This is a genomic window from Elstera litoralis, from assembly GCF_000963705.1.
GTDB lineage: Bacteria > Pseudomonadota > Alphaproteobacteria > Elsterales > Elsteraceae > Elstera > Elstera litoralis.
On the sequence record NZ_LAJY01000910.1, the window covers coordinates 1 to 1,159 of the forward strand.

Sequence of the window (1,159 nt, forward strand, 5' to 3'; positions counted from 1 at the left end):
AAATTATAATTTTTTGGTCAAATGATCTCAAAAAGAATGGCATTATACATATCAAAGGAAATTTAAATAAGACCGAAATAGAGTCTTTAAAGAAGGAATGGGAGGAAAATTTCCAACCAATTCGAATTGAAAAAATCAGAAATTCTGTAAAGTCGTAGATAAGGAAACTAAAGATGCATATTCCGTTGTAAACCATTCTGTGCCTGAGACCTCTTTTGGTTTAGTTAATCGAATTATTGCGAGTGTTATGAATGAGCATACAACAGAGATAATTCGCGATTATTTTGAGGCGCATTTTTCGATTAGCTGTGCGATCTTCTCGGAAGCTTTTCCGGATGCCGATCCGATTACGTCTTTTCGCTGGCACAAGGATTATGGTCCAAGTTGCCAGACGCATATAATGGTTTATCTCGATGATGCTGCCGAAACCGGGGGGCGAACAGAATTTGTGAATTACGATGATTCAAAACGTATCGATTCAACTGGGTATGATCCAACTAATCTCGAAAGCAGAATTAAGAACATCGAGAGGATACTAAAAGACGCAGATGTAATAAGCCCTCAACCTGCTGCGGGAGATATTTTAATATTCAACGCCACCGAAATATATCACTGTGGAATTCATCCAAGCCATAAAAGCAGAAAGGTAATGATACTCATCATTCAACCCGATTTCTTACCTTGGGCACAGTCTCCCAATCGAGTTTTATTTCTCAATTACCCTCTAAACAGAGATCTCAGTCGAGAGAATGCTTTTCACCCATATTATAAAGAAGTCGATGCCTAGCAATAGCAGCGCTCAATTCTTGGATTGAGCGCTGCGTTTTATATGCTTGGCGATTAAATACACACAGCCCGAAGCGGCGCGAAGCCATTGAAATTGACCGCCGAATAGGAGGTAGTGTAAGCGCCCGTCGCCAGAATGCTCACCTTGTCGCCGACTTTGAGGTCGACCGGCAGGTGATATTCGGTCTTTTCGTACAGAATATCGGCGCTATCGCAGGTCGGCCCGGCGAGGATCACCGGTGCAGTGTCGCCACCGTCGCTGGGAGTGGTGATATCGTACTTAATCGCTTCATCCATCGTTTCGGCGAGGCCGCCGAACTTGCCGATGTCGAGATAGACCCACCGCTTGTCTTCGGCGTAATCCTTCTTCGAA

Annotated in this window: 1 protein-coding gene and 1 pseudogene; one reads left to right on the top strand and one right to left on the bottom strand. The window is 43.7% G+C overall.

Annotated features, from left to right (window positions below; all coding sequences use genetic code 11):
- The first annotated feature begins 199 nt into the window (after positions 1 to 199).
- A complete protein-coding gene (locus tag VZ95_RS24750; RefSeq protein ID WP_156995502.1) occupies positions 200 to 787 on the top strand; it encodes a phytanoyl-CoA dioxygenase family protein in 588 nt (195 codons plus the stop codon).
- 53 nt (positions 788 to 840) lie between these two features.
- Here the strand turns inward: VZ95_RS24750 and VZ95_RS20690 are convergent.
- A pseudogene (locus VZ95_RS20690) lies at positions 841 to 1,159 on the bottom strand (type III PLP-dependent enzyme); the annotation flags it as partial.